Origin of the sequence: Sphingomonas kyeonggiensis, from assembly GCF_014196745.1 — a bacterium.
GTDB classification, from domain to species: domain Bacteria; phylum Pseudomonadota; class Alphaproteobacteria; order Sphingomonadales; family Sphingomonadaceae; genus Sphingomonas; species Sphingomonas kyeonggiensis.
The window spans coordinates 25,156-43,480 of the sequence record NZ_JACIEH010000003.1 but is presented as its reverse complement, the minus strand read 5'-3'; the positions used below and the strand labels follow the sequence as shown (position 1 = coordinate 43,480).

Genomic DNA, 18,325 nt, shown 5'->3' with positions numbered 1-18,325 from the left:
CAACGCCGTGGAAGGTACCTCCCGATGATCAAGCAGTTCGCATTCGCCCTCTTGACGACGGCCATGCCGCTCGCCGCCAGCGCCCAGACCGCAGCCGGCTCGCAATCGCTTCAAGCGGATCCCCGCGAGGCCGAGCTGATCGCGCTCTCCAAGCAGAAATGGCTGTGGATGGCGGAGCGCAATGTCGAAGCGTTGTCCGAGCTCTTCGATGAGAAGGCCATCTTCGTTCACATGAGCAGAACGATGACCCAGCCGCAGGAGCTGGGGGTCATTCAATCCAGGAACATCGAGTACAGGCGGGCCGACATCAAGGAGATCTCGGTCAGATTCATCGGTGACACCGCAATTGTTGCCAGTCGGATCGACCTCCATGCCATTGTCCGTGACCAGGTGGCGGATAATCCTTTCTCGGTTACCGAGACCTACGTAAAAGTAGATGGCCGATGGAAGCTCGCTGCCCTTGCTTTCTCGAAGAGGTCTGTGCCGAACTGATGCCGGTGTCGGTGGCGATATGGAGGGGGTGGGCCGCGCTGCGTAATTCCGTTCTCGGAAGGTGCCGGTCAGCTAGAGACCCAGAATAAGCCCTCCTGCAGCAACACGCGGCGGCGGGCGCTGCATCCCGATACCCGCCATCCGCTCAACAAGGGCGACGCGCAGTACCCGTGCCAAGAAACCAACGGCAGTCTTGTCCGGTCTCAACATATCGGCGCCGTCGCCGCAGGCATGCGCGCAATCCCTTGTGGTTCGGAGCGCCGCAGAATGTGGCGCTCCGCCATTCGTGCATCGCGTGGATGCGGATCAGTTCGCCGTGAAGGCGGGCGCGCCCGCGGCGTTGTACTTCACCGTGATGTAGGAATTGTCGCACACGTTGATGCCGGTCCACACGCCGTCGCTGTTGTCGGCGAAGCTCAGTTTCACGTCGTACTTGCAGCCTGCGCCCTTGTCGAAATGGACCGTCATCCGCGCGCCCGGCTTCACCGTGGCATCCGCCTTCTTAAACTCGGGATCGACCTTGTTGGGCTGCCAGGTCGTGGTGCCCGTCGGCGCGATCTCGACCGTCTTGATCGCCTTGCCGCTATTGTTGATCAGCACGAAATCCCACTCGTCCGCCATTGCCGGTGCCGCGATGACGATTGCGGCGGCTGCCGCCAGACCCAGTTTCAGCATGGTATGCCCCTCCTGCTTTTGCCAAGCAGACTGCGCCTGTCCGTGGCGCTCCGCAAGGTGATTCAGAGGGCGCGGACCAGACGGATCGCCACGGCGATCCAGGGCGGATCGGTGATCACCTGCTGGCGTGCACCGGCGCCCAATGGAAGCAGATGGAGCCGGTCACCCTCGCGTCCGATCAGCCGCCCGAACAGGAAGCGTCCGGCGGGGCGGGGGACGAGCACGTCGCGGTTGAGCGCGGCCGCAAAGCCTTCGGGCGCCAGCGTGTTGCACCAGATCTCGTCGCCGGCGCGGTAGTCGCCGACCCCCGTCACGACGGTTACCGCGACCATGCCGGGCTCGGCGTGCGGCGGCACCACTGCGGCGGTCCTGCGTGGGGCCTGGGCGCCGGTGCTTTCGAGTAGTGCGGCCACCGGAATCTCCGGGCGCTCGGGAAGCCTGACCAGATCGGCGGCGTCCACCCCCAGCGCCGCGGCGATGCGGTTGAGCCAGCCGACCGAGACGGTGCGCGTGCCCGTCTCCAGGCGACCGATCGTCTGCGCCGTGGTCGGCGGCACGCAGCGCGCCGCGACTTCCTCCAGCGTGAGCCCCTTGGCGCGGCGTACCTCGCGGATTGCGGTGATCATGGATATGTTTCTCTAACCAAATCGGTTTCCCTCTTTCCTACAATCGTGCCGCCATGGCAAGTCTTGCGAATCGGAACAAAAGGAGATCATCGATGCGCGAACTGGTTGAGCGGACGATCGAGGACATTGGTGGCGTCCAGCGCCGTGTCATGGTGAACCTGACCGAATCACCGATGGCGTGGCTCGCGTCGCGGGGGCATGTGGACACGCGGCAGCTCGAGGCGGGGGAAAGGCTGCGCAGTGACTATGAGACTGCGGCGCTGGGGCCGCGCGTCACGATGCGCTGGGATGCCTCGCCGGCGGCGCGAACCCCGGGTGGGGTGTCGGAGCGGCTCGACCCTACGCTCGCCCAGATCGCCGCGCGCCGGCGATTCGATGGCGCGGTGGCGGCGGCGGGACCGGGCCTGGTCGACATATTGTGGAGGGTGGTCTGTGCGGGCGAAGGGCTCGGGCCGGCGGAGAAGGCGCTGGGCTGGCCGAGCCGGGCAGGCAAGCTGGTGCTGTGTTTCGCGTTGGACCGGGTTGCGGATTTCTACGGGATCAGGTGACCGGTTCGGCGTCCGGCGCGGCGCCCTTGCCGACGAAGCGGCCATAGGCCCAGCCGATCCCGATCAGCGCGAGGCCCAGCCCGAGGAAGGAGAGGATGCGCAGCACCCCGTCGAGCGCGGCGGCGTCGATCAGGAATACCTTGAACGTGACGCCGGTGAGCAGGGCCAGGCCGAAGATGCGCAGATCGCGCGCGCCAGTGGTGATGCCGCGCCACAGCCAGAACAGCGCCAGGCCCAGCATCGCGGCGCTGTATCCGCCATTTTCGGTTGTGCCGATCGGGCCGGTGAGCAGGCTGCCATGCGTGGCCTGGCGTATCGCGGCGAGTACGGCCAGGAGGCTGAGCAGCGCGGCGCCGGTCCGCCAGCGCGGCGGCAGGGTCCAGAGCCAGAAGCTGGCCAGCGCGAGGTGCAACACCGCGGCGTTGAGGAGTGGCAATGGGCCAACTGCCTGTGGTTCGATGAGTGGGGTGAGCAGGAAAAGGTCGAACCAGAGGATCCGGAACAGGCCGAGCGCGAGCAGGGCGTGGCCGAGCGTGGTGACCTTGCCCTGGCGGGCCAGCCACCAGCCGGCGGCGAGGCAGGCCTGGGTGAGCAGCGCACGCTCGAGGAAGCCCCAGTCGAGGAAGCCGGGCAAGGTGGTGATGGCCAGGACCTGCTTGGCGAGCGCATAAAGCAGCAGGATGCCCAGCCCGGTGGAGACCAGTGACACCGGACGTCGGACCCGGCCGAACTGGGCAGGGTCGAGCAGCAGCGCGATGGCGAGTGCTACCGGCGGTGCCAGTTCACGCAGCAGTTCGAAGAGGTCCGGAAGCAGCGGGTAGGTTAGGCGCTCGCCGGACAGCGAGGCGAGCACCAGCTCACTAAGGGCGCCGAGCGGCAGGGCAGCAGCGACCAGTGCGGCGGCCAGCGGATAGGCGGGCAGCTCGTAGAGCAGGCGCGCGCGGGTGCTGCGTGCCCACCAGGCCAGTGACGCGGCGACAAGGGTGAGCGGCACGGACAGCCAGTCGCCCGGCACGAACTGGCCGAGGCCCAGGCCAGCGAGGAACGCGGCCAGCGTCGTTGCGGGCACGAGGATCGGATGTTCAGGTTCGCTGCGGGTCCGCCAGGCAAGGCTGAAGGTGAGGGCTGCCGCGGCGAGTTCGATCACGCCCCATTGCATCGCCGTAAGCAGATCGGGTGCGCGCAGATGCGCGACCAGCAACGGACCGGAGGTGCCCGACAAGGCGATCGCTGCCCAGATCGGGTTACGGCGCGCAAGGACATGGCCGGGAGCGGCAAAGAGAAGGGTGGCGAGGACGGCGGCGATTGGCGTGAAGCCGGGATCGGGCGGCACGATCGCCAGCATCTCCAGCATCAGCAACAGGATCAGCGCGGCGAGCGCGCCGGGCAGGTAGACGGCATCGCGCCAGGCAAGGAACAATGCGGCTGCGGCGAGCACCAGGTAGAAGCTCCAGGCCAGCCAGCCAAAGTCGAGTGCCGGGGCGAGCACGGCGAGCTGGAGGCAGCCTGCGAGCAGCGGTGCGAGGCGCAGCCAGCGATTGCCGGCGCCGGTCGCTGGCAGTGCCAGGCTGGCGCCGATCGCGAGCAGCATGGTGAAGGCGCCGACTGCGGAGAGATCGCCCGCCCGTGCCGTCAGCATCGCGATCAGGAAGTTGATCCAGGCGAAGCCGGAGACGCAGGCGGCGAGTGCCAGCCAGGCCCAGCCACGATGGATCGCCAGGCCAAACAGGGCCGCGGTGAACAGCCCGAGATAGACGAGCAGGGGACCGATCCCGGCCGCGTCGAAGCCGGCCACCAGCGGGGCGGCGAATCCGCCAACCAGTGCCATTACTGCCGTGGGTGGGCCATGGCGCAGCGCCAGGGCGAGTGCCCCGCCGGTCACGACCAGCACGAGCAGGAAGGCCGCCAGCGGCGTGATCAGGTGATAGAGCGCCGCCGCCATGTAGAGCGTGCCGTAGAGGCTGGCGATGCCGGCCCCGGCAAGCGCCTGGGCCACGCGCGGGTCCTCGGCGGTGGCGGGCAGTCGCCGCGTGATTTCGCTGCCCGCGACCAGGGCCAGGCCGAACAGTGCCGCGAGCAGGGTGCGCGTCGCGGGGCCGAGCAATCCGCTTTCGATCGAGTAGCGAACGAGGAAGAAGCCCGCGAGCACCAGCGCCGCGCCCCCGATCCAGATGGGCAGTCGCCCGCCGATCAGCGTCTCTAGGCTGAGCTGCGGGGATGGCCGCGGCTCAGGGGCGCGGGCCTGAACCGGCTCGGGTTGCGGCGCCGGTGCTTTGGCGATGCGTGCCGGCGCCTCGGTGGCGCGGACAGGCATCGGTTTGGGCTCGGCTCGGTGAATCGGCGCTTCACGCACTTCCGGGTCGCGCGCCAGGATCAGCGATTCGACACGGCGCAGTTCTTGTTCCAGAAAGGCCACGCGCCGCAGCACGATATAAAAGGCCGCAGCCGCGCCCAGTGCGACAAGGAGCGTGAGAGCAATCACGCGCGTCCTCTTCGCACAGCGGAGCGCACCTGTCGCGCATAACCCGGTTGCCCCGTGCAATCGATCGGATAGCCTTTGCCAAAGCCTAGGAGAGGTTGGCATGATCGTGTTTGGTTCGACGCTTTCGCCTTATGTGCGGAAGGTCATGGTGTTCGGCGCCGAAAAGGGCCTTGATCTCGAACTGCAGGCCGCCGGCATGGGCCGCGGCGGCCCGGATTTCATGGCGGCGAGCCCGTTCGGCAAGATGCCCGGCTTCAAGGACGGGGACTTCCTGATCTCCGACAGCTCGGCGATCGTCGCCTATCTCGATGCCAAATATCCCCAGCCCAGCCTGATCCCCACCGAACCGCGTTCCCGGGCACGGACGATCTGGTTCGACGAGCTCGCCGATACGATCATGATGGCCGCTGGCGGCGCGATCTTCGGCCAGCGCTTCGTGCGCCCGCGCGTGCTCAAGATGGAGTGCGACCATGATGCGGCCGATGCTGCCGAGCGCGACCTGATGCCCCCGATCCTCGCCTATCTGGAAAGCGCGATTCCCGAGAGCGGTTACCTCGTCGATGACCGGCTGACGCTGGCCGACATCGCAGTGGCCAGCCCGCTCGCGACACTGGGGTGCATCGGCGTGACGGTGGATCCGGCGACCTATCCGCGCCTGGCCGCCTGGGTGGCGTCGATGCACGCGCGGCCCAGCTTCGCCACGATCATCGCGCGCGACAGGGCGGCGGTCGATGCGATGGGTGGCGCCGTGTCCCGCGAAGCCGTCGCCGGCTAGCCAGCGAGGCCGCATGCGCCTAGATGGGCGCCATGCGGTTCGCCTTCATCAAGTGCCATGGCTCGGGGAACGATTTTCCCCTGATTGACGCGCGCGCGCTCGACCTGTCCGATGCGGACTGGGCGGGCGTGGCGCGTGCGCTGGCGGACCGCGCGGGTCCGGTCGGTGGCGACGGGCTGTTGCTGCTCACCGCGGGCGACGATGCCGGGCACGATTTCGGCATGCGCATGTTCAATTCCGACGGCTCGGAGGCGGAGACTTGCCTCAATGGTCTGCGCTGCACCGCACGGCTTGGCTTCGAGCTGCTCGGTGTCGATCATGCCCGGGTGCGGCTCAAGACGAGCAGCGCCCAGGTGGCGCGTGCCGAACCGCTCGCGCCTGGCGTGGTGACGATCCGCGAGACCGCCGGCCCGGCTTCGACTCTGGCTTCCGATGTCGGCCTGCGCGTTGCGGCGGCGGAGATCATCGACGCCGTTGTTCCCGGCCTGCCGAGCCCGCGCGCCTTCACGGCGATCGCGATGCCCAACCCGCATCTCGTCACATTCGTTGAATCGGTTGATGAAGCCGAACTGGTCGCGCTGGGCGACTGGTGCGAGGCTGGCCCGGATCTGCTCCCGGCGCGCGCGAACGTTTCCTTCGTCGAAGTGCGCGGGAACGATCTCTTCGTGCGGACCTATGAGCGTGGCGTCGGCCTGACCGACAGTTGCGGCAGCGCCATGGCCTCCTCGGTCTATGCCGCCGGCCGCACCGGTCGAGTGCCCTTCGGCACCGTGATGAAGGTGTTCAACAAGGGCGGGCTGGTGATGGGCGCGTCGGATGCCGCTGGCATGGTGACGATCCGCGGCAATGCGACCTTCCTCTACGATGCCAGCATCGAGGTCGATCCCGCGACGGCCACCGCCGAGCCGCCGCTGGTCCATGCCCGGCGCGAGGATGAAGCAGAGGCCTGGGCCGCCGCGATCCCGGCCTAGCCGCCGACGTAGCTGGCGAGATTGGCCAGCGAGGACTTCAATCCCTGGAGATGATCCTGCTTGCGGATGCCCTGCGGCACGTCCTCGCAGCTGATAGCGACACGCGTGCCGCCCTCGGCCGGCTCGAAGCTCCAGGTCATCCGCATCGTGCCGGCAAAGGCCGGGTCCTCCGCATCGAACACTGCCGTCTGGACGATCAGCCTGCCCGGCTTCAACGTGACGAAGCGCGTCTCGACGACATCTTCATGGTCGGAGGTCTTGCCCGCCGCGTCCTGTCCGGGCTCGTCATAGCGCAGCGCCATGCGATAGCCGCCACCCGGTCGCGCGTCGAAGGCCAGCATCTCGCCGGTCATGCCTTCGGGCGGCAACCAGCGCACCAGCGCATCGGCATCGATGAAGGCGCTATAGATCTTGCTCGCCGGTGCCTTGATCAGCCGTGACGCGCGATCGGTACGCGAAACCGTCCTCACCCGAACTCGACCGCCTCGAAGCGCACCGGCCGGCCGATCGCGCGGTGGGCCAGTTCGGCCTCCCACATCACCCGGTGGCCGCGCACGATCGTGCCGATCGGCTTGCCGGTGAGCTGCATGCCGGTGAAGGGCGACCAGCCGCAGCGCGACGCGAGCCAGCTCTCCTCGATCGTCCAGCGCGCCTTGAGGTCGACCACGGTGAAATCGGCATCATAGCCGACCGCGATGCGGCCCTTGCCGGCAATGCCGAAGATGCGTTGCGGTCCGGCGCTGGTCAGGTCGATCACACGCTGCAGCGTGGTGCGGCCTTCGGCGACATGGTTGAGCATCAACGGCAGCAGCGTCTGCACGCCGGGCATGCCGCTGGGGCTGTCGGGATAGGGCTTGGCCTTTTCCTCGCGCGTGTGCGGCGCATGGTCGGAACCCAGCACGTCGGGCACGCCCTGGTTGAGCCAGTGCCACAACCCGGCGCGATGCGCGGCCGAGCGGATCGGCGGGTTCATCTGCGCGAAGGTGCCGATCGTGGGATAGGCTTCCTCGCCCGCCAGCGTCAGGTGCTGCGGCGTGACTTCGCAGGTTGCGATGTCCTTGTTCTGGCCCAGCACTTCCAGTTCGGCCGGCGTGGTGACGTGGAGGACATGGATCCGCCGCCGTGCGGCGCGCGCCAGCCCCAGGATGCGGCGGGTCGCCAGCATCGCGCTCTCGTCGTCCCGCCATACCGGATGGCTCGAGGGATCGCCGGCCACGCGCTCGCCCAGCCGATCCTGCATGCGGAACTCGTCCTCGGCGTGGATCGCCACGCGGCGATGCCCGGATGCGAGCACGCGCGCCAGATTCGCATCGTCGGAAACCAGCAGGTCGCCGGTGGAGGCGCCCATGAAGATCTTCACGCCGGCCGTGCCCGGCAGCCGCTCCAGCTCGGCGAGATGCTCGGCATTGTTGTTGGTCGCGCCGACGTAAAAGGCATGGTCGCACCACATCCGGTCGCGCGCGCGGGCGAGCTTGTCCTGCACCGCCTCTGCCGAATCGGTATTGGGCTTGGTGTTCGGCATCTCGAACACCGCGGTGACACCGCCCAGCACCGCCGCGCGAGCGCCGCTCTCCAGGTCTTCCTTGGCTTCGAGGCCCGGCTCGCGGAAATGCACCTGGCTGTCGATCACGCCGGGCAGCACGTCGAGCCCGGTGCAGTCGATCGTCTCGCCCGCTTCCAGCGAGCCGCCGATCGCGACGATACGTCCATCCCGGATGCCGACATCCGTTTCGGCAGGACCGGAGGGCAGATGCACGCGCCCGCCCTTGAGCTTCAGATCGACATTCATAACCGCGCCTCTTCCGTCGCCCCCGGCCACCCCCTACCTGTTCGGAATGAGCGATACCAGCACCTGGCTAGATGACCGCGCCCTGATCCGTATTTCAGGCGAAGACGTTCGGGGATTTCTCCAGGGACTGGTGACACAGGATCTGGCGCTGGTCACTGCGGAAACGCCGCAATGGGCGGCGCTGCTCACCCCCCAGGGCAAGGCGCTGTTCGATTTCCTGCTCTGGGCGGATGGCGATGCGATCCTCGTCGATTGCGAGGCGGCCCAGCGGGAGGCCCTGATCCGGCGCCTGACGATCTACCGCCTGCGCCGCGCGATCACGATCGAAGCGGTCGAGGGCGGGGTACATTGGTCGCCCGAGCCGGGGCAGGGCATTCCCGATCCTCGCCTCGCCGCTCTCGGCTGTCGTTGGCTGGGGCAGGCTTCGGGGGGGATTGCGACAGGCTGGCGCGCGCATCGTCTGCGGCTCGGCGTTGTCGAGGGCGTGGAGGAGCTGGGCCAGGACAAGACACTGTGGCTCGAATGCAACGCCGCCGAGCTGAATGGTGTCAGTTATGCCAAGGGTTGCTATGTCGGCCAGGAGAACACGGCGCGCATGCATTATCGCGCCAAGGTCAATCGCCGCCTGGTCGTCGCGCCGATCGGAGAAGCCGGCGATCGCACCCGGGCCAGCTATCCCGAACTCGGCCTGATGGTGGAGCTTCGCCGGGCCGAGGCGCTCGGCGATGCGCTGGTGCCGGAATGGCTGGCGGATGCCCTGGCGGAGACGCCGGCCTAGCGCTGTAGCGCGCCCAGCCAGGCAAGTATCCGGGCCTGGGCAACGGGTTCGAATGCCAGTTCGTGCCCATAGCCTGGTACCAGTTCGAGGTCGGCCCGTGGTGCCGCGGCGGCGAGTGCGCGGGCATGTGATGCGGGGATGAGCGTGTCGGCAGTGCCGTGCAGCACGAGAACTGGTGCGCTGACCTGCGGCAGCTTGGTCAGATTGTCGTAGCGGTCACGCAGCAGCAGCCTGGCCGGTAGCCATGGATAGTGACCGGCGGCGACATCCGGCAGGCTGGTGAATCCCGAGATCAACACGAGGCCTGCAATTGGTTGTTCCGTCGCCAATTGGGTCGCGACGCCGGACCCTAGCGAATTGCCGATCAGGATGCGCTGGTTCGCGGGCACGCCGTGCCCGTCCAGCCAGGCCAGCGCGGCGCGGCCATCGGCATAAAGACCCTGTTCGCTCGGCTTGCCGGGGTTGCCGCGATAGCCGCGATACTCGACGAGCAGCAGCCCATTGCCGCGCTGGCCCAGCAGTGCGGTCGCCAAAGCCGATTCCTCGATCCGGCTTCCATTGCCGTGGAAGAAGACGAGGGTCGGATGGCCGGGCGCGGCAGTGCGGTAGGCAGCATGGAGGTGCAATCCGTCACGGGTTGCAAGCGTGACCGGGGCGAAACCGGGAGGAACGTCGGCGGGATTGATGCTGGCCGCTTTGGGCGCTGGATAGATGAGTGCGCGCTGGCCAAGGGCGAGCGACACCAGTGCAGTGAGATAGAGGAAGGCGAGTATCGCCAGCACTACCAACGCTATCCGCATCGCCGTCGATTTCCACCTTGGCTCGAGCCACACAAAGAAAAAGGGAGGCCGGTTTCCCGACCTCCCCAATTCTGTCAGTCCCTTGAGACCGGTCTGGCTTAGTAGCCCGAACCCGGACCGTAGGTGACTTCCACGCGACGGTTCTGCAGCTCGCGAACGCCGTCGGCAGTCTCGACGCGCGGCTTGCTCTCACCGAAGGCTTCGGTCGAGATCGCGCCGGCACCGATGCCACGGGCGGTCAGGTAAGCCTTCACCGAGTCAGCACGACGCTGCGAGAGGCCAACGTTGTAGCTGGCCGAACCCGAGCGATCGGCGTGGCCAGCCAGCATGACCTGCGCGTTACCGCAGTTCTGGTAGTTGCTGATGGCGTTGTCGAGGATGCTCGCGGCTTCCGGCGTGATGTCCGACTTATCCCAGTCGAAGAACACGATGTACGGTCCCGGGGTGCAGACGACGGTCGGCGTCGGGGTCGGTTCCGGAGTCGGGGTCCAGGTCGGCGTCGGAGTGGGCTCCGGCGTCGGGGTCGGCGCGGGAGCCGGCTCTTCCGGGGCACCGAAGTTGAAGGTCAGGCCGCCGAGGATCGAGTGCGAACGGAAACGACCGTCCCAAACACGACCCGAGGCGTCGGTGAGCTTCACATTGTCGGCGTTGAAGAAGCGATACTTCAGCGACACGTCGATCGAGTCGGTCAGCGGAGCGCGGATGCCCGCAATCGCCTGCCAGGCGAAGACCGTGTCCGAATCGTCGAGGGTGTTGGCGTAGGTGTTCAGGCCAACCTTGCTCTTCACGCGAGCGACACCGACGCCGCCGCCGACAAAGCCCTGCACGCCGGTGTCTTCACCGAAGTCGAGCAGGCCGTTGACCATGAAGCTGAGCGCCGTCGAGCGGCCGCCAGCATAGCTGTAGTCGCCCGGAGGAGCGTTGAGCGCAGCGCCGGCCGCATTGCGGTACGGCTGCGTGACGGTGCTGGTCAGACGATTGACCGAGGCCGAACGATAGCCAACTTCGGCTTCCGCACGGAACGGACCGAAGTCGTAACCGACAGTGGCGTCGGCGTCCCAGCCAGCCTTGTGATGCACGGTCGCGGCGTCGGTGGCAGCGCCGACGTCGAACTTGATGTCCTCGACCAGCATCGCGCCGCCTTCGACACCCACGTACCACGCGTCGTCGCGAGCGAGGGCGGGCGTGCTGAGCGCGGTCGTTGCGAGTGCCAGAGTTACGGCAAGCTTCCGCATCTTAATCCCCTTTCATGATTGTCACTACGGACAGCGAAAAACTCAGTACCGAAACGAAAGTTTCTACGCAAGCGCACAAATCCGGGCACTGTTGCATGAACGTCACAGTTGGTCGGGTTCGATCAGACCGTGCACGCGCAAAGCAACGAGTACCGCAGAAATTGCGGCTCGCGCTTCCGCATCAACCACCGGCCCGCCCTCTGGTTCCGCTATGCCGGCGGCGCGGGGGCCGACTACCTGCCGGCCTTCCACCAACACTCGGCCATGGACCTCTCCGGTACGCCATTCCCCGCCGGTGAAAAGCGCGTATCCGCCAACCTCGCCCAACCAGAGGCGCATCCCCTCGAACGGTGCCACGAACCGCCAGCCGCCCTCGGTCCAGCCTGCGATTTGGCCACCGCGCCCTGCCCAGTCACCCTCCGGTACCCTGCCGAGGATCCAGCAGGCTCCCGGCATGGGGTCTGCGGGGGGCGTCTCGGTGCCGATCGCCACCGCGCTCGCCTGGGTGAGCAGGTCGAGCCGCACGATCGCCTGCCGTGCAGCAGGATATGGGCGGCCAGCGTCTCGATCAGCGGCTGGCCGCCCGATCGCGCCGTCACCAGCGCGAGCAGGGCGGGATCGCTCGCCTTCAGCGCCGCGCTGCCGGCGCCTTCGGCCACCAGCTTCACCGCCCGCTGCGCCACCGGATTGTGGCAATAGGCCTCGCGCACCTGCGCCTCGTAGCTGCGCGGCCATTCGCCGATGGCGCCCGCAAAACTGCCCGCGCGCGACAAGGCCGGCCGCGCGCCTTCGCGCACGGACTTTCGCCCGAACCATTTCATGCCTGATCTCCTGAATTGTCGGACGACTATGCCGCGAGAACCGGTTCCCGGCCTTCGCCGGGGAACGATCCGGGCATCACGCGCAGGGATCGCCCGCCGCCAGCTCCGCCGCGCTCAGCCGTCCATCCCGGTTGCAGTCCCGCGTCCAATATCCTGCCGCCAGCCCGGCGCGCAGCGCGTCGAACTCGGCGCCCTTGCCCGGTACCGCGGCGGCGACCATCGCGGTCACTTCCGCGGGATCGAGGCCGCCATCGCGATCGGTGTCGAAGCGCGCCACCAGGGCCGTGCTGCCCGCATCGAGCAGCGCGCCCACGCTCAGCGCACAGCCGCACAGCCCCAGCATCCCGGCAAGCGCGATCGCCCGCCGGAACATGTTCCGTTCCGTCATGTCGATTCTCCTGATTTGTCCCTGCAGGCCCTTTTCTCGTCATCCCCGCGAAGGCCGGGATCCAGGGTCACACAGGATGTCGCTCTGTTACTCTGGATCCCCGCCTTCGCGGGGATGACGACGAGAGGGAGGCTGGAGCGAACTCACAGCACCCGTATCGCCGCCTTGCCCCGCTTGCTCAGCATCAGCTCGGTCAGCGCCCAGACCAGCGCATCCGCCCGGTCCGGCGATCGGCCCGGCCCTTCATAGCCGCCGCCGGCGACCAGCCCGCACAGCTCGTCCTCCAGCGCCGGGAAGGCGCCGGCATGCCGCACCTTGCCCGCCTCGTAGAGCAGGCTCACCGGCTCGGCGCGTGCCGCCTTGCCCTGGCTGGCATGCACCAGGGTAACCGGCAGCGCGCTGTCCGCGCCGAGCAGCACGGACTTCACCATTGCGCCGCCCTGGTTCTTCTCGGCGATCACCCGGCTGGCGTCGTGCCGCGCGGCACAGGCCGCCACCGCCTGGGCCCAGCCCTCGGGCGTCGCGCCCGAAACGCTGGCATCCTCGATCACATAGCCCTTGCCGTCGCGGCCCAGCCCGACCGCGACGATCCCGCAGGAATCGCCGCCGACGCCCGCCGGCGGATCGACGCCCACCACGCGGCGCACCAGTTCGGGCGTTTCCGCGACACGCAGCTTCTCGATCAGCGCGCGGTTCCACAGTGCGCCCTGCAATTCCTCGATCATCTCTCCATCCAGTTCCTGCCGGCCGAGCAGCGTGCCGCCATAATCGGCGGTCATCGCCTCGACGAAGCTGCGCGGCAGCCAGGGGTTGGCGCGGGTCTGCCCGCGCGTTTCGATCACGCCGGGCAGGGCCATCACCTTGCGCATCAGCTTCACCGGGCGCGGCGTCGTCGTCACCAGCATCTGCGGATGCTCGCCCAGTCGCAGCCCCAGCATCAGATTGTCCCAGGCGGTCTCGCCGCCCCGTCCCCATTTCGCCAGCTCGTCGCACCAGGCGAAATCATGTTCGGGCCCGCGCAGCGTATCGGGCGCGCCGGCCGAATAGGCATGGGCCTGCGCGCCGCTCGGAAAGCGCAACTCGCCCGAGCTGCGATGCCAGACCAGTTTCTCGTCCTCGCGCGCGGCCGCCAGCAGGCCGCTCGATCCCTCGATCATCACGCGGTGGACATCGTCGATATTGCCGCCGACCAGCGCGATGCGCGCGGCCGGGTTGGCGCGGGCCCGGGCGAGCACCCATTCGGCGCCCGCCCGCGTCTTGCCGAAGCCGCGGCCCGCCCGGATCAGCCAGATGCGCCAGTCGCCTTCGGGTTCGAACTGGCCCGCATGCGCCCATTGCCACCAGCGCTCGGCGAACTCGCGCTTCTGCGGTCCGCTCAGCGTCCGGATCGCTTCGGCGCGTTCATCGGGTGTGCGGGCCATCAGCGCTTCGAACGCAGCCCTATTGCGCACCTTTCTCCTCCGCCTCCAGCGCCCGAACCCGATCCATCGCGGCAAGTTTCTTCAGGATCGCCGTATCGGTATCTTCCGGGCAGGCGCGTTTCAGCTTCGGGCCGCCGCGCCACTTTCCCTGCATGGCGTTGCGATGCTGGCCCAGCAGTTTCAGTGCCTGCTCGACGATGATCCTGCTGCCGTCGGCACGGTCGATCGTGTCGCCGCCGCCGGCGAGCATATGGCCGAGCAGCTCGGTCTCCAGCATCTCGTATCCGACGTGGAGCGCTTTCTGCCACTCCTCGCCGAACGCCTCGTCCTTGCGCCGCAGATGATAGACGCTCGGCGGCGTCATCCCTGCCGCGGCGGCTGCCGCCCGCACGTTGCAGGTGCCGGCGAGATGATCGAGGAAGTCTGTGCGCTTCTTCTTGGTCCAGCGCACCCAGCGCCGTCTCTTCTTCTCCACGGCTCCTCTCCCGAAAAAGAAAAGGGCCGGAAGGCGTTGCCGCCCCGGCCCGACTCGCAATTCTTCAGCGTGCTCTACTTGTGCCATATCAGCGTGACGATGTCAAGCCAAAAGTGCCTATATGGTTCGTTACATGGCACGATTTGTGGTTCGCTGCCGCTCGGTTTCCTGGAAAATCAACCCCTTAGAAGGGGAGCCAGCGGGCCTTTTCGCTGAACTTCATATAGCCGGCGTTGACGCCCAGCCGCCAGCCGACGCCCAGCCGCACCGGGATCAGCACCACGTCGCCGCGGCGCAGGTACGAGGCGGAGAGGCCGCCGACGAAATAGGCGCGGCCCTCGCCCTGGGGGAAGCGCTTGTAGAGGTCCTGGCTGTCGTAGAGATTGTAGACGAGGACGAACACCTTGTTGGCGTCGCCGCCCAGGTCGAAGCCGATCGACGGGCCGGTCCAATAGACCTTCCGCTGGCCTTCGACCTTGTGGAACAGCATGCCCGAGCCATAGCGCAGGCCGACGCCGATCGCGCCCGAGGCTTCGCTGCCGGCGATATAGCCGTTGGGCTGGCCCTGGTCCTTGAGGATGTTCTCGATCAGCTTGGCCAGGCCCGATGCGCCCTTGCCGAACACGCCCTCGGCGGCGCCGACCAGCTCCTCCTGCTGATAGGTGGTGGCCTGGTCGCGCGAGGCGCCGCCCTGCTGGTTGTAGGGGGCGGGCTGCTGCTGCTGGCCGGCCGGGCCCTGCTGCTGGGGATAGGGGTCCTGCGGGGGCGGGGCGGGGACGTCCTGCTGCTGCGCCGGGCGGTTGTACGGGTCCTGTGCGGGGGGCGGGGTGTTGATGTCCGAATCGATCGCGGTGTTGGGGTCGATCGTGGTCATCTGCTGCTGGGCGGATGCGGGCATGCCCGTCATCCCGAGCGCGGCGGCCGCCGCCATCAACACCAGTGCACGAACGTTCATCGCGGAAATACCCCAGCCCAGCAGATCGGCCCTTTTTACGGGGTGCGGCTGTCGCGGCAATGAACGAGCGGCAAATAGAGTCGATTTCACGTCAAGCTGGGCGTTGCCTGCTGCGAAACCGCTCGTTATAGGGCCTGCCTTCGAGCCGTTATCCGGAGACGTGGGTGAGTGGCTGAAACCAACGCTTTGCTAAAGCGTCATACGGGAAACCGTATCGAGGGTTCGAATCCCTCCGTCTCCGCCATCTTGCCCTAGGCAGGGCTCGCCAACCCCCCCCAAATATGCTAGGAAACCGCAGAAATCAGCGGCTTTTTCGTTCCGCTGCGTTTCACTCAATCCGACACAGTCTCGCACGGAGTGTGGGGAAAAGTGTGGGGAAGAATGAGGTGAGGTGGCATGGGGAAGCTCACTGCGCTCAAGATTCGTTCGCTGACTGAACCTGGCCGATATTCCGATGGGGACGGCCTTTTCCTTGAGATCAACGGAAAAGGCACGGCCAGCTGGATTCTTCGGATCCAGACCAGTGGCAAACGCCGAGACATTGGCCTTGGCTCTGCAAAATCTGTCTCTCTCAAGGATGCCCGCGATGCCGCCTACGCGACTCGGCAGAAGATCGCGCAAGGCATCGATCCGGTCGCTGAACGTAAGCAAGAGCGACAGGTAATCCCAACCTTCCGTAAGGCAGCAGAGGTGGTTCACGCGGAGCGCGAGAAGGGGTGGAAGAACGGGAAACATCAGAATCAGTGGATCGCGACGCTGAAGACCTACGCCTTTCCGAAGTTGGGCGATCTACTGGTCAACGAGATCGAAGGGCCCATCATTCGCGACGTCCTCGCCCCGATCTGGCTGGCCAAGCCAGAGACTGCGCGTCGAGTGCGACAACGCATCGGTACTGTACTCGACTGGTCGTATTCTCGAGGCTTTCGCGCGACCGAAGCTCCGATGCGGTCGCTTTCGAAGGGATTGCCGCGGCAACCGAAAAAGGACGGGCACTTCGCTGCAATGGCTTACGCGGCTGTTCCGGGCTTTATGGAGAAGTTGGCCGAACGTGAGTCAGTAGGGCGCCTTACGCTTGAGGCGCTGATCCTGACCGCGACCCGCTCGGGAGAGGTGCGGGGTGCCACCTGGTCGGAACTTGATCTGAAGTCTGCGCTGTGGACCATACCTGCGGACCGTATGAAAATGGGGAAGGTCCATATTGTCCCTCTCTCGCCCGAAGCCGTAGCGGTGTTCGAACGTGCCAAAAAGTTCAAGGCTGGGGCCAGTGACTTGGTGTTTCCAGGTCAAAGCGTGAAGAAGCCGCTCTCGGACATGACCCTTCTCAAGATCCTACGCGATATGGAACTCGCGGTAACGGTGCACGGCTTCCGCTCCGCGTTCCGAGACTGGGTCGCGGAGCAAACCGATTACTCTGGCGAGGTGGCCGAGGCTGCTTTAGCGCACACGGTATCGAATAAGGTTGAAGCGGCCTACCGGAGAACAGACTTTCTCGACAAGCGTCGCCTCTTGATGCGCGATTGGGCAAGCTTTTGCGCACCAACAAAGGCCGAGTAGCTGAAACCAGAGGTCTCCGAGCCAGCCTCATGAATCTCGCTCAAATATCCTGGCTCGCCTCCTCGACCGGGGCTTGAACAGCTTCAAGGTGTACGGGGCTCGACTGCGACGGCGCGAGGATTCGCGATAAGTTCCCGGATAGCAGCTGTGTCTCCTTGATTCACGATGCCATATACCGGGATGTTGGCGGCGCGAGGATCGGTCAGGATCAGGCGGTCCTTGGCGTATCGGTTCACCTCGACGATCACCTCGCTCAACGGCTCTCCCTGGAAGACTAGGCGACCGCGCGTCCAGGCGACGGCGCTATCAGCATCGATGTCCGCCGCCTGGCGGATGAAGCCAGTATCGCCGCGGGTACTCGTCATGACGCCGAACGACAGGCGCTCGCCCTTATGTGCCAGCTTCTCGATCGGTTCGGCGGATCCCCGTCGGCCAGGTTCGGACAATGCGACCCGCACCACGCCCTCAACTACCGTAACTTCCGCCTCGCGTTTGCCAACGCTGACGTCGAACATCGTGCCGACCGCGACGACATCGCCATGCCGGGTCTCGACCACGAACGGCCGACTCTTGTCATGTGCGACCCTGAACAGGGCTTCGCCGGAGATCAGCCGCAGCCGGCGCTCCCCGGCCAGATAAGCGATATCGACCCGGCTGTCGGCCGCCAAGGTCACGACGGATCCGTCGCTAAGTGCGATTCGGCGACGCTCGGCATGTCCGGTGGCGACACTCTGCAGAGTCTCGCGGGTCGGCATCGGATGCGTCATCCATAGCGTCCCGCCAAACACAGCCAGCACCGCGACCGATGCTGCCAGCGCTCGCACTACCCAGACGGGGCGATGGCGCGTCGGAGCAGGGCCCGGGCGCTCGAGCTCGCCGAGCCAATTCCAGAATTCGGCAGCCTCCGCTCGGTCGTCCGGATGGAGGTGGGCGTCGCGGCCGTCGAGGAAGGATTCGAACACCGCTGGCGCGCGCTTGCCGAGATCGCGTTTGCTCATGCGCCGCGCTCCATCAGATGCGCGAGCCGATCGTAGAGGTGCGCGACCGCATGGGTGAGGTGCTTCTGCACCATGCGCGGCGAGATGCCGAGTTCGCGGGCGATCTCGCCCGTGCCGCGCTCGTCGAAGCGGCGCATGACGAACACCTCGCGGCAGCGTGGCGAGAGTTCGTCGAGCGCCGCCTCCAGCGCGGCCTGGAGGTCCGCCGCCCGGCGGCGATCCTCCTGCGCCGGGCGGACCGGCGGATGGATCTCGGGATCGAGCGGCACGACCGGCAAGGCCCGGCGGTGGCGATCCGCGATCAGGTTCGCGGCGATGCGGAAGAGATAGGCGCGGGGCTCGTCAACGGTGCGTTCGCGCGCGCTTGCGACCAGCCGGGCACAGGCCTCCTGCACCAGATCATCGACCTCGGCGGCGTCATCCACCCGCCGTGCGACGAACGCCCGCAAGGCCGCCCGATAGGCGTCGAGCCCGCCATGCCCGTCGTCTGGCGCCTGCAGCATTTCAGGTCGTCCGGCAGCCAAGCGCGCATCTCCCCCCAG

General features: G+C 66.8%; 20 protein-coding genes and 1 tRNA gene. 7 read left to right on the top strand and 14 right to left on the bottom strand.

Translation table 11 applies throughout. The features are described 5' to 3' along the window. Positions 1-24: 24 nt before the first annotated feature. On the top strand, positions 25-492 hold the full coding sequence (locus GGR46_RS15245) for a nuclear transport factor 2 family protein (protein WP_246426178.1): 468 nt from the start codon (positions 25-27) through the stop codon (positions 490-492). A 306-nt stretch (positions 493-798) separates the two neighbouring features. On the opposite strand, the gene GGR46_RS15240 is transcribed toward GGR46_RS15245, so the two are convergent. After that, positions 799-1,167, bottom strand: a complete 369-nt coding sequence (locus GGR46_RS15240; RefSeq protein WP_183998904.1) for a hypothetical protein — start codon at positions 1,165-1,167, stop codon at positions 799-801. 62 nt (positions 1,168-1,229) lie between these two features. Next, positions 1,230-1,793: a helix-turn-helix domain-containing protein gene (locus GGR46_RS15235; RefSeq protein ID WP_183998903.1), complete on the bottom strand. Its 564-nt coding sequence runs from the start codon at positions 1,791-1,793 to the stop codon at positions 1,230-1,232. 92 nt (positions 1,794-1,885) lie between these two features. On the opposite strand from GGR46_RS15235, the gene GGR46_RS15230 reads away from it, so the two are divergent. After that, complete coding sequence (locus GGR46_RS15230) at positions 1,886-2,341, top strand: DUF6456 domain-containing protein (protein ID WP_183998902.1); 456 nt, start codon at positions 1,886-1,888, stop codon at positions 2,339-2,341. On the opposite strand, the gene GGR46_RS15225 is transcribed toward GGR46_RS15230, so the two are convergent. Beyond that, complete coding sequence (locus GGR46_RS15225; protein ID WP_343058190.1) at positions 2,334-4,769, bottom strand: DUF2339 domain-containing protein; 2,436 nt, start codon at positions 4,767-4,769, stop codon at positions 2,334-2,336. The genes GGR46_RS15230 and GGR46_RS15225 overlap by 8 nt on opposite strands. A gap of 154 nt (positions 4,770-4,923) precedes the next feature. Between GGR46_RS15225 and GGR46_RS15220 the strand changes: the two genes are divergently transcribed. Both GGR46_RS15220 and dapF read left to right on the top strand, forming a co-directional pair. Beyond that, the gene (locus GGR46_RS15220) at positions 4,924-5,598 is read left to right on the top strand and encodes a glutathione S-transferase family protein (RefSeq protein ID WP_183998900.1); all 675 of its coding nucleotides are present in this window, start codon (positions 4,924-4,926) and stop codon (positions 5,596-5,598) included. Positions 5,599-5,630: 32 nt separating this feature from the next. Next, a complete protein-coding gene (dapF, locus tag GGR46_RS15215) occupies positions 5,631-6,569 on the top strand; it encodes a diaminopimelate epimerase (protein WP_183998899.1) in 939 nt (312 codons plus the stop codon). Here the strand turns inward: dapF and GGR46_RS15210 are convergent. Both GGR46_RS15210 and GGR46_RS15205 read right to left on the bottom strand, forming a co-directional pair. Continuing rightward, entirely contained in the window at positions 6,566-7,039 is a 474-nt protein-coding gene (locus GGR46_RS15210; protein ID WP_183998898.1) for an SRPBCC domain-containing protein, read from the bottom strand. The two genes, dapF and GGR46_RS15210, sit on opposite strands and share 4 nt — an antisense overlap. Continuing rightward, a complete protein-coding gene (locus GGR46_RS15205; protein WP_183998897.1) occupies positions 7,036-8,358 on the bottom strand; it encodes a dihydroorotase in 1,323 nt (440 codons plus the stop codon). The genes GGR46_RS15210 and GGR46_RS15205 overlap by 4 nt, the downstream gene beginning before the upstream one ends. A gap of 46 nt (positions 8,359-8,404) precedes the next feature. Here GGR46_RS15205 and ygfZ point away from each other — a divergent pair, with 46 nt between their 5' ends. After that, a complete protein-coding gene (gene ygfZ / locus GGR46_RS15200; RefSeq protein WP_183998896.1) occupies positions 8,405-9,136 on the top strand; it encodes a CAF17-like 4Fe-4S cluster assembly/insertion protein YgfZ in 732 nt (243 codons plus the stop codon). On the opposite strand, the gene GGR46_RS15195 is transcribed toward ygfZ, so the two are convergent. From GGR46_RS15195 to GGR46_RS15165, 7 genes are all read right to left on the bottom strand, one after another. After that, positions 9,133-9,936 carry an alpha/beta hydrolase gene (locus GGR46_RS15195; RefSeq protein ID WP_183998895.1) on the bottom strand — a complete coding sequence of 268 codons (804 nt, stop codon included), beginning with the start codon at positions 9,934-9,936 and terminating at the stop codon, positions 9,133-9,135. The two genes, ygfZ and GGR46_RS15195, sit on opposite strands and share 4 nt — an antisense overlap. A 98-nt stretch (positions 9,937-10,034) precedes the next feature. Then, a complete protein-coding gene (locus GGR46_RS15190) occupies positions 10,035-11,171 on the bottom strand; it encodes an OmpA family protein (protein ID WP_183998894.1) in 1,137 nt (378 codons plus the stop codon). Positions 11,172-11,273: 102 nt separating this feature from the next. Then, positions 11,274-11,906 (bottom strand): DUF2793 domain-containing protein, encoded by a 633-nt coding sequence (locus tag GGR46_RS25925; RefSeq protein WP_425506569.1) that lies wholly within the window; start codon positions 11,904-11,906, stop codon positions 11,274-11,276. Between the two features lie 162 nt (positions 11,907-12,068). Next, entirely contained in the window at positions 12,069-12,380 is a 312-nt protein-coding gene (locus GGR46_RS15180; RefSeq protein ID WP_183998892.1) for an EF-hand domain-containing protein, read from the bottom strand. A gap of 143 nt (positions 12,381-12,523) precedes the next feature. Continuing rightward, a complete protein-coding gene (locus tag GGR46_RS15175) occupies positions 12,524-13,801 on the bottom strand; it encodes a DNA-packaging protein (protein WP_184000039.1) in 1,278 nt (425 codons plus the stop codon). Positions 13,802-13,820: 19 nt separating this feature from the next. Further along, entirely contained in the window at positions 13,821-14,363 is a 543-nt protein-coding gene (locus GGR46_RS15170) for a hypothetical protein (RefSeq protein ID WP_183998891.1), read from the bottom strand. A 97-nt stretch (positions 14,364-14,460) separates the two neighbouring features. Next, a complete protein-coding gene (locus GGR46_RS15165) occupies positions 14,461-15,231 on the bottom strand; it encodes a DUF1134 domain-containing protein (RefSeq protein ID WP_183998890.1) in 771 nt (256 codons plus the stop codon). A 154-nt stretch (positions 15,232-15,385) separates the two neighbouring features. Here GGR46_RS15165 and GGR46_RS15160 point away from each other — a divergent pair. After that, positions 15,386-15,475 (top strand) — tRNA-Ser (locus GGR46_RS15160). A 152-nt stretch (positions 15,476-15,627) separates the two neighbouring features. After that, positions 15,628-16,785, top strand: coding sequence for a tyrosine-type recombinase/integrase (locus GGR46_RS15155; RefSeq protein ID WP_183998889.1), 1,158 nt, complete (start codon positions 15,628-15,630; stop codon positions 16,783-16,785). 83 nt (positions 16,786-16,868) lie between these two features. Here the strand turns inward: GGR46_RS15155 and GGR46_RS15150 are convergent, their stop codons facing one another. Then, positions 16,869-17,783 (bottom strand): FecR family protein, encoded by a 915-nt coding sequence (locus GGR46_RS15150; RefSeq protein WP_183998888.1) that lies wholly within the window; start codon positions 17,781-17,783, stop codon positions 16,869-16,871. Further along, positions 17,780-18,286, bottom strand: a complete 507-nt coding sequence (locus GGR46_RS15145) for an RNA polymerase sigma factor (protein WP_183998887.1) — start codon at positions 18,284-18,286, stop codon at positions 17,780-17,782. The genes GGR46_RS15150 and GGR46_RS15145 overlap by 4 nt, the downstream gene beginning before the upstream one ends. Between the last annotated feature and the right edge of the window lie 39 nt (positions 18,287-18,325).

Coding starts and splice junctions, on each gene's coding strand:
- GGR46_RS15190 (WP_183998894.1), bottom strand. CDS start 11,171: ATGCGGAAGCTTGCCGTAACTCTGGCACTCGCAACGACCGCGCTCAGC.
- GGR46_RS15155 (WP_183998889.1), top strand. CDS start 15,628: ATGGGGAAGCTCACTGCGCTCAAGATTCGTTCGCTGACTGAACCTGGC.
- GGR46_RS15245 (WP_246426178.1), top strand. CDS start 25: ATGATCAAGCAGTTCGCATTCGCCCTCTTGACGACGGCCATGCCGCTC.
- GGR46_RS15175 (WP_184000039.1), bottom strand. CDS start 13,801: ATGGCCCGCACACCCGATGAACGCGCCGAAGCGATCCGGACGCTGAGC.
- GGR46_RS15240 (WP_183998904.1), bottom strand. CDS start 1,167: ATGCTGAAACTGGGTCTGGCGGCAGCCGCCGCAATCGTCATCGCGGCA.
- GGR46_RS15170 (WP_183998891.1), bottom strand. CDS start 14,363: ATGGCACAAGTAGAGCACGCTGAAGAATTGCGAGTCGGGCCGGGGCGG.
- GGR46_RS15195 (WP_183998895.1), bottom strand. CDS start 9,936: ATGCGGATAGCGTTGGTAGTGCTGGCGATACTCGCCTTCCTCTATCTC.
- GGR46_RS25925 (WP_425506569.1), bottom strand. CDS start 11,906: ATGGCCGCGCAGCTACGAGGCGCAGGTGCGCGAGGCCTATTGCCACAA.
- GGR46_RS15145 (WP_183998887.1), bottom strand. CDS start 18,286: ATGCTGCAGGCGCCAGACGACGGGCATGGCGGGCTCGACGCCTATCGG.
- GGR46_RS15165 (WP_183998890.1), bottom strand. CDS start 15,231: ATGAACGTTCGTGCACTGGTGTTGATGGCGGCGGCCGCCGCGCTCGGG.
- dapF (WP_183998899.1), top strand. CDS start 5,631: ATGCGGTTCGCCTTCATCAAGTGCCATGGCTCGGGGAACGATTTTCCC.
- GGR46_RS15230 (WP_183998902.1), top strand. CDS start 1,886: ATGCGCGAACTGGTTGAGCGGACGATCGAGGACATTGGTGGCGTCCAG.
- ygfZ (WP_183998896.1), top strand. CDS start 8,405: ATGAGCGATACCAGCACCTGGCTAGATGACCGCGCCCTGATCCGTATT.
- GGR46_RS15150 (WP_183998888.1), bottom strand. CDS start 17,783: ATGAGCAAACGCGATCTCGGCAAGCGCGCGCCAGCGGTGTTCGAATCC.
- GGR46_RS15205 (WP_183998897.1), bottom strand. CDS start 8,358: ATGAATGTCGATCTGAAGCTCAAGGGCGGGCGCGTGCATCTGCCCTCC.
- GGR46_RS15220 (WP_183998900.1), top strand. CDS start 4,924: ATGATCGTGTTTGGTTCGACGCTTTCGCCTTATGTGCGGAAGGTCATG.
- GGR46_RS15180 (WP_183998892.1), bottom strand. CDS start 12,380: ATGACGGAACGGAACATGTTCCGGCGGGCGATCGCGCTTGCCGGGATG.
- GGR46_RS15235 (WP_183998903.1), bottom strand. CDS start 1,793: ATGATCACCGCAATCCGCGAGGTACGCCGCGCCAAGGGGCTCACGCTG.